The following is a 7,129-nucleotide window of genomic DNA, read 5'->3' as shown; positions in this document are numbered from 1 at the left end:
TGGGGCCGGTTCAGACAGCATCGCTGATGAAGAAAACCTGTGAACCCAGGTTCACCTCATCATCGACTTTCTTGCCAACCAGCAGCTGCCCCAGCGGCGAACGCGGGGTGATGACGGTCACCCGCTGCGCACCTTCGCCAATCTTCAGCCCGGCCGCCTCGGGCCCCAGGAACAGCAGCCGCTGCCCACCATCCTCATCCTCCAGCGTCACCAGATTGCTCACCTGCACACCCCGCGCCGGGTCATAGTCACGCAACAGCAACTGCTGGTAGGTCAGCAATGCCTGGCGAATCTCGGCCGTGCGCCGGGCCTGGCCGGTGGCCAGGTAGGAAGCCTCGAGGCCGAGGGTGTCGTACTTGTTCTCGGCGATGTTCTCTTCGGCGGTGGCGGTCTCGTAGGCAGTCTGCGCCGCGCGGCGCAAGACCTCCATGTCCGCTTCCAGGGCAACGATGATGCGGGCGAGCAGGGCGGCTTTGTCCATGATCAGTAACAGAACTCCAGCACGTTGGCCTGGCTCTTGTCGGTCGGCGCGGTGCGGTTCTGCGCCAGCCAGAACTGACACTTGGGGCTGTTCAGGTTGCGCGGGTTGCCCTGGGCGGCATCGGCGGCTTGTTGCAGCTCCTGCTTGTGCAGGATGTCCTTGTAGCGCTCGAACATCTCGGCTTGCGCATCCGCAGGTTGCCCGGGCGCGGGCCGGGTGATGGCCGGGGCGACAGCCTGGGCCAGCGGTTGCACATGCTCGGGCCAGCGCTGCATGGCCAGCCACAGGGTCAGGGCAATGGCCACGGCGCCCAGCCACAGGCCGAACGCCACGCAGAAGATGAGCTGCAGTGGCTTGAGGGTGATCTTCAGTTCACGATGGCGGGGCATGGCGGCCTCCTGGCAGGGCGGGTCGAGGGGCCATTGTCGCATGGCGCCGGGCGAAATTTCAGCGCCGGTGCTTTTGTCGGCGAGCATTTGGCCGCAGAATTCACGGTTTTTGCGCAGGCAGCGGGAAGGGTACATGAAGGTCACCTGGGACATTTTCTGCACCGTCGTCGACAACTATGGCGACATCGGCGTGACCTGGCGCCTGGCCCGGCAGCTGGTGGCCGAGCACGACCTGTCGGTGCGCCTGTGGGTTGACGACCTCGACGCCTTCGTGCCGTTGTGCCCAGGCGCTGACGCCGCAGCCTCGCAGCAGTGGCAGGAGGGCGTCGAGGTACGCGCCTGGCCGGGCGCCTGGCTACCTGTGCAGCCGGCCGATGTGGTCATCGGCGCGTTTGCCTGTCAGTTGCCTGCGCCGTACATCGACGCGATGCGTGCCCGTGCCACACCGCCCCTGTGGCTGAACCTCGACTACCTCAGCGCCGAGGACTGGGTCGAGGGTTGCCATGGCCTGCCGTCGCCTCAGCCCAATGGCCTGCGCAAGGTGTTTTTCTTCCCGGGCTTCACCGACAAGACCGGTGGCTTGCTGCGTGAAGCCTCGTTGCTGGCCCGGCGGGACGCCTTGCAGCAATCTGCCCAGGCGCGCACGGCATTCCTGCAGGGGCTGGGCGTGCAGGCGCGGGACGATGCGCAGCTGATCTCGCTGTTCGCCTACGAAAACTCGCAACTGGGCCCCTGGCTCGATGCGCTGGCCGCGGATACCTGTGCCACGCACTTGCTGGTGCCGCGCGGGCGGATCCTTGGCGACCTCGGCAATTGGCTGGGGGAGGTCGAACTGGCGGTGGGCGACGTGCACCAGCGCGGCGCGCTGACCGTGCAGATCCTCCCGTTCGTCAGTCAGGACGATTATGACCGCCTGCTCTGGTGTTGCGACTTCAATGCCGTGCGCGGCGAAGACTCGTTCGTGCGCGCGCAGTGGGCCGGGCGGCCCATGCTCTGGCATATCTATGTGCAGGAAGAAAACGCCCACTGGGAAAAGCTCGACGCGTTCCTCGACCATTATCGACAGGGCCTGTCGGACGAGGCTGCGCAGGCGATGGTGGCATTGTGGCGCGCCTGGAACGTGGGCAAGGGCATGGGCCAAGCCTGGCAAGGGGCGCGCAAACACTGGGCGGAACTGCAGCAACATGCCCGCGAATGGGCAGCCCGCCAGGCCGCTCGGCCGGACCTTGCCAAGGCGCTGGTACAGTTTTACCGAAATTCGCTATGATACGCGGCCTCGATTTTTATAAATCCATCCAGATTCGGATACTTCGTAATGAAAACTGGTAAAGAACTGAAACCCGGTACCGTACTGCGGATCGACAACGACCCGTGGCTGGTACAGAAAGCCGAATTCACCAAGTCGGGTCGCAACAGCGCGATCATGAAGACCAAGCTGAAGAACCTGCTGACCGGCTACAAGACCGAAACCGTCTACGGTGCGGACGACAAGCTGGATGACGTGATCCTGGATCGCAAAGAAGCGACCCTGTCGTTCATCAGCGGTGACTCGTACACCTTCATGGACACCACCGACTACACCATGTACGAGCTGAACGCCGAGGATATCGAAGCCGTTCTGCCGTTCATCGAAGAAGGCATGGAAGACATCTGCGAAGCAGTGTTCTTCGAAGGCCGCCTGGTATCGGTTGAACTGCCGACCACCATCAGCCGTCAGGTTGTCTACACCGAGAACGCTGCTCGCGGCGACACCTCGGGCAAGGTCATGAAGCCTGCCAAACTGAAGAACGGTACCGAGCTTCAGGTTGCCGACTTCATCCAGATCGACGAGTGGATCGATATCGACACTCGCGAAGGTGGTGGCGTCTACAAGGGCCGTTCCAAGAAGTAATCCTTCTTGCGACGCGCACGAAAAACCCGGCCTTGGCCGGGTTTTTTTTGCGCAGAATTCCAGGTCTTGCCCTTCTGTGGGAGCTGGCTTGCCAGCGATAGGGCCCGACAGGCTATCCAAGGTGCCTGCATCGGCCTCATCGCCGGCAAGCCGGCTCCTACAGGAGGAGTCAGTGGCTTCAGACCGTCACATTCAATCGCACATCCACATTGCCGCGGGTCGCGTTGGAGTACGGGCAAACCTTGTGCGCCTTCTCCACCAGGCTTTCGGCCTCGGCCTGGGCCAGGCCCGGCAGGTTGATGTTCAGGTCGATGTCCAGGCCAAAGCCACCAGGGATCTGGCCAATGCCTACCTTGGCGGTGATCGAGGCGTCGGCGGGGAGGGCTTTCTTCTCCTGCCCGGCCACGAACTTCAGTGCACCGATGAAGCAGGCCGAGTAACCGGCCGCGAACATCTGCTCGGGGTTGGTGCCGTCACCACCCGCGCCGCCCAGCTCCTTTGGCGTGCTCAGCTTGACTTCCAGCTTGCCGTCGCTGGAGCGGGACTTGCCGTCGCGACCGCCGGTGGAGGTGGCTTCTGCGATGTACAGCGGAGTGACCTTTTGCATGGTAAACCTCTCGAGTGTGCAGTGCGCCCTGGATCAAGGCAGGTGCGCCGGGTGGGTGTGGGAATTAAATTAGCGCGCAATTAATTAGTGCGCAAGATAAATACGCGCCGTCCATCGGAACGGCCATCACACAGCTTAGTCGTCAGAGGTGCTTTTGCAGGTTTTCCCGCAGGTCGAGAAGGTCGGCCTGTAGCTGCTGCAGGCGTTCCAGGCTGCGCCCGCTGGCCTTGAGGATGCACGGTGGCACCGCTTTGGCCTGTTGTTGCAGGGCGCGCCCTTTGTCGGTCAGGTGCACCAGCACTACCCGTTCGTCCTCGCGGCTGCGATTGCGTTCAAGCAGGCCCTCGCTTTCCAGGCGCTTGAGCAGCGGTGTGAGCGAGCCGGGGTCGGTCAGCAGGTGCTGGCTGATTTCGCCCACGGTTCGACCGTCCTGCTCCCACAGCACGAGCATGGCCAAGTACTGCGGGTAGGTCAGGCCCAGTGCCTGAAGCAGAGGCTTGTAGACCTTGGTCATCAGCAACGAGGTGGAGTGCAGGGCGAAACAGACCTGGTTGTCCAGCAGCAGCTCGTCACAGGAGGCTTTGGTGTCGGCGTTCATGCAGGTCCTTGAATGTCATCGATAGAAAAATCTAGCACGCTGATGATTAGTGCGCTCATTGCCAGCGAAGTTCGCTGCGCAATGCCAGGTCCCAAGGTGGGATCGGGCTGAAGCGGCTCTTGAGGAATTCGAGCAGCAAGCGGCTGCGAGAGTTCGTTTCATGTTCCAGACGGAGTGCATAAATGCCGCTGGTCTCTGCGGCGGGCAGGCCGTTTTGGCAGAACAGTGGCACCAGTTCGCCGCGTAGCAGGTACTCGCTGATCAGCCAGGTCGGCAGGTGGGCGATGCCCAGGCCTGCGAGGGCGCCGAACAACAGGGTCTCGGCGTTGTTGGCGGTCATGCGCATGCGTGACGGGCGAAGCTGGCGCGGCCGCCCGTCGACCGTGAAGCGCCAGGCGAAGGGCGGCGCCAGGCCGTCCCAGTCCAGGCCGTCGTGCTCGGGCAGTTCGCTGGGGCATTCGGGCATGCCGCGGCTGGCCAGGTAGGCGGGGCTGGCGCACACGATGCGCACCATGTACGCCAGCGGCGTGGCCACCAGGCGGGTATCGGCCAGGGGGCCGGCGCGCAGCACCAGGTCGACTTCGCCCAGGTGGCTGCCGTGCAGGTCGACGAAGCTGTCGATCAATCGCAGCTGCACGTCCAGGCCGGGGTACGCCACCAGGAAATCGGCGATGGCCGGTGCCAGGTGACGGCGACCGAAGGCGGCGGGTGCGTCGATACGGATCAGGCCTTCCGGGGCGTTGCTCAGTGACACCGCCTCAGCGCGGGCCAGGCGCAGCTCCTCGATGATGCGTCGGGCGCGCTCGGCGAAGGCCTTGCCTGCAGGGGTGACGCGCACTGCGTGAGTGCTGCGGGTGAACAGGCGGCTGCCGACCGCGCTTTCCAGGTTGTCGATGCGACGGGCCACGGCTGAAGGCGTCAACGGGTGGCGGCGGGCGGCCGCGGAGAAGCTGCCGGTCTCCAGCACGTCGAGGTACAGGCTCAATTGGTCGGTCAGGGTGTCCGGGTTCATGGTGATTCCGCTTGTGCATGAAACGCATAGCCATTGTGCGTGGCTGTGCGTTTCCGTGCCAGCCCCCACTCGTTAGCATGCTCGCATTACCAATGCAGGCGAACGAGGCCCTGATGATCGAGTGGTTGCTGTATATCGCCCTGGGTGCTGCCCTGGGCACCATGGGGGGCTTGTTCGGCATCGGCGGCGGGCTGATCGCGATCCCGGCGCTGGGCGTTCTGTTCGGGCTCGACCAGCAGTTGGCGCAGGGTACGGCGCTGGTGATGGTGGTGCCGAATGTGCTGCTGGCGCTGTGGCGCTACCACCAGCGCAACCGCATCGAGTTGCGCCATGCGCTGCCGCTGTCGCTGTGCAGCTTCCTGTTCGCCTGGCTCGGTTCGATCTGGGCGGTGGGTATCGATGCACAGTCCATGCGCCTGGGGTTCGTGGGTTTTCTGGTGGTGCTGGCGATCTGGAACGTGGCGCGGATGTTCCTCAAGGTGGCGCCGCCGAGCACCGAGCTGCGGTATCCCTGGCCTTGGCTCGGGGTGCTGGGCAGCTTTGCCGGGGCCATGGGCGGCCTGTTCGGCGTGGGCGGAGCGGTGGTGGCCACGCCGATCCTGACCAGTGTATTCGGCACGACCCAGGTGGTGGCGCAAGGGCTGTCGCTGGCGCTGGCTGCGCCTAGCACCACGGTGACCTTGCTGACCTATGGCGTGCACCAGAGTGTCGACTGGAGTGTCGGTATTCCATTGGCGGTCGGGGGGCTGTTGAGCATCAGCTGGGGGGTGAGGCTGGCCCATGCGTTGCCGGAGAAGGTGTTGCGGGCGATGTTCTGTGTGTTCCTGGTGGTGTGTGCAGTCATGTTGGGGTTTGAGCTTTAGGGCTGCTTTGCAGCCCAATCGCCGGCAAGCCGGCTCCCACAGGTGCAGGGGTGCGCTCACTGTGGAGGCTCACTTGAACCCTTCGACGATGTATTCGGCCATGCAGTCGGTAATCGGCGACTGGCTCTGCGAGTTGCGCAACAGCATCACATTGGCCACCGGCAATTGCGGCAACCCGTGCTGCTCGCCGAGAATGCGGATGTTGCCGCCAATCAGGCTCTGCAACTGCGCCGTCACCGCCAGCCCTGCGGTGATGATGGCAAAGATCGCCGCCAGGCTGGGGCTGGTGTAGGCGATGCGGTATTCGATGCCCTGGGCTTCCAGGGCGTTGCAGGTCCAGGCGCGGCAGAAGCAGTCGGTGTTGAACAGGGCCAGCGGTATCGGCCGTTGCTCCTGCGGGCAGAAGCCTTCGGCAGCGGCCCACACCAGGCGTTCCTGGCGCAGCAACTGGCCCACCTCGTTGCCGGGCTCGCGGGTGACGATGGTCAGGTCCAGGTCCTGACGCAGCATCAGTTGCTTGGACGAATCGCAATGCACTTCTACCTGCACCAGCGGATAGGCCTGGGCGAAGCTGGACAGGATGGTCGGCAGGAAACGCATGGCGTAGTCGTCGGGGGTGCCGATGCGCACGACACCGACCATGTGCGGCATGCGCAAGGTGTTGAACACCTCACCCTGCAACTTGAGGATGCGCCGGGCATAACCCAGCAGCACCTGGCCTTCTGCGGTCAGGCGCACCTGGCGGCCATCGCGCTCGAACAGCTGGCGCTGCAGGATGTCTTCCTCCAGGCGTTTCATCTGCATGCTGACGGCCGACTGGGTGCGGTTGACCACTTCACCGGCGCGGGTGAAGCCGCCTTGTTCGGCGATGGCGACGAAGGTACGCAGCACGTCGGCATCGAGGCTTTGGTACTGGGACATTGCATCAATCTCCGAGATGGATGGCATCAGAAACATTCGTTGGATTGATCTTATGCCTGGCGCGAGACTGGAGCCATCAACACGGAGGGCTTCACGATGAAAGGTCATGTCAGCAGCATCCAGCAACCTGCCATTTCACTGAACCACCTGTGGCACGCGGCGCTCGAGCGCTCGGTGCGCTGGTACGAGCTGTACCGTCAGCGCCGGGAGCTTGCGAGCTTGAGCGATGCGACACTGCACGACCTTGGGTTGAGCAGGGCGGATATCCAGCAAGAGGCCGATCGGCATTTCTGGGACGACCCGCTGCGCAAATGATCCAGTGTCCCTATCGCCGGCAAGCCGGCTCCCACATCGATCACCGCTGACT

General features: G+C 63.7%; 10 protein-coding genes. 4 read left to right on the top strand and 6 right to left on the bottom strand.

Translation table 11 applies throughout. The features are described 5' to 3' along the window. Positions 1–10 precede the first annotated feature (10 nt). Positions 11–481, bottom strand: coding sequence for a GreA/GreB family elongation factor (locus PPL01S_RS23970; RefSeq protein ID WP_016391943.1), 471 nt, complete (start codon positions 479–481; stop codon positions 11–13). Positions 482–483: 2 nt separating this feature from the next. Further along, entirely contained in the window at positions 484–870 is a 387-nt protein-coding gene (locus PPL01S_RS23965) for a hypothetical protein (RefSeq protein ID WP_016391942.1), read from the bottom strand. 133 nt (positions 871–1,003) lie between these two features. Here PPL01S_RS23965 and earP point away from each other — a divergent pair, with 133 nt between their 5' ends. Both earP and PPL01S_RS23955 read left to right on the top strand, forming a co-directional pair. Continuing rightward, positions 1,004–2,137 (top strand): elongation factor P maturation arginine rhamnosyltransferase EarP, encoded by a 1,134-nt coding sequence (gene earP / locus PPL01S_RS23960; RefSeq protein ID WP_016391941.1) that lies wholly within the window; start codon positions 1,004–1,006, stop codon positions 2,135–2,137. 48 nt (positions 2,138–2,185) lie between these two features. Beyond that, positions 2,186–2,761, top strand: a complete 576-nt coding sequence (locus PPL01S_RS23955) for an elongation factor P (RefSeq protein WP_016391940.1) — start codon at positions 2,186–2,188, stop codon at positions 2,759–2,761. Between the two features lie 178 nt (positions 2,762–2,939). Here PPL01S_RS23955 and PPL01S_RS23950 read toward each other — a convergent pair whose 3' ends face one another. From PPL01S_RS23950 to PPL01S_RS23940, 3 genes are all read right to left on the bottom strand, one after another. Then, positions 2,940–3,368 (bottom strand): organic hydroperoxide resistance protein, encoded by a 429-nt coding sequence (locus PPL01S_RS23950; protein WP_016391939.1) that lies wholly within the window; start codon positions 3,366–3,368, stop codon positions 2,940–2,942. Positions 3,369–3,510: 142 nt separating this feature from the next. Then, complete coding sequence (locus PPL01S_RS23945) at positions 3,511–3,966, bottom strand: MarR family winged helix-turn-helix transcriptional regulator (protein WP_016391938.1); 456 nt, start codon at positions 3,964–3,966, stop codon at positions 3,511–3,513. 55 nt (positions 3,967–4,021) lie between these two features. Next, positions 4,022–4,978 (bottom strand): LysR family transcriptional regulator, encoded by a 957-nt coding sequence (locus PPL01S_RS23940; RefSeq protein ID WP_016391937.1) that lies wholly within the window; start codon positions 4,976–4,978, stop codon positions 4,022–4,024. Positions 4,979–5,091: 113 nt separating this feature from the next. Here PPL01S_RS23940 and PPL01S_RS23935 point away from each other — a divergent pair, with 113 nt between their 5' ends. After that, complete coding sequence (locus tag PPL01S_RS23935) at positions 5,092–5,841, top strand: sulfite exporter TauE/SafE family protein (protein WP_016391936.1); 750 nt, start codon at positions 5,092–5,094, stop codon at positions 5,839–5,841. Positions 5,842–5,910: 69 nt separating this feature from the next. Here the strand turns inward: PPL01S_RS23935 and PPL01S_RS23930 are convergent, their stop codons facing one another. Next, the gene (locus tag PPL01S_RS23930; protein ID WP_028626244.1) at positions 5,911–6,762 is read right to left on the bottom strand and encodes a LysR substrate-binding domain-containing protein; all 852 of its coding nucleotides are present in this window, start codon (positions 6,760–6,762) and stop codon (positions 5,911–5,913) included. Positions 6,763–6,858: 96 nt separating this feature from the next. Here PPL01S_RS23930 and PPL01S_RS23925 point away from each other — a divergent pair, with 96 nt between their 5' ends. Beyond that, positions 6,859–7,077 (top strand): DUF1127 domain-containing protein, encoded by a 219-nt coding sequence (locus PPL01S_RS23925; protein WP_016391934.1) that lies wholly within the window; start codon positions 6,859–6,861, stop codon positions 7,075–7,077. Positions 7,078–7,129: the final 52 nt, after the last annotated feature.

It is taken from the genome of Pseudomonas plecoglossicida NBRC 103162 = DSM 15088, assembly GCF_000730665.1.
GTDB classification, from domain to species: Bacteria; Pseudomonadota; Gammaproteobacteria; order Pseudomonadales; family Pseudomonadaceae; genus Aquipseudomonas; species Aquipseudomonas plecoglossicida.
The sequence above is the reverse complement of the archived record's forward strand: the minus strand, read 5'-3'. Positions and strand labels throughout refer to the sequence as shown.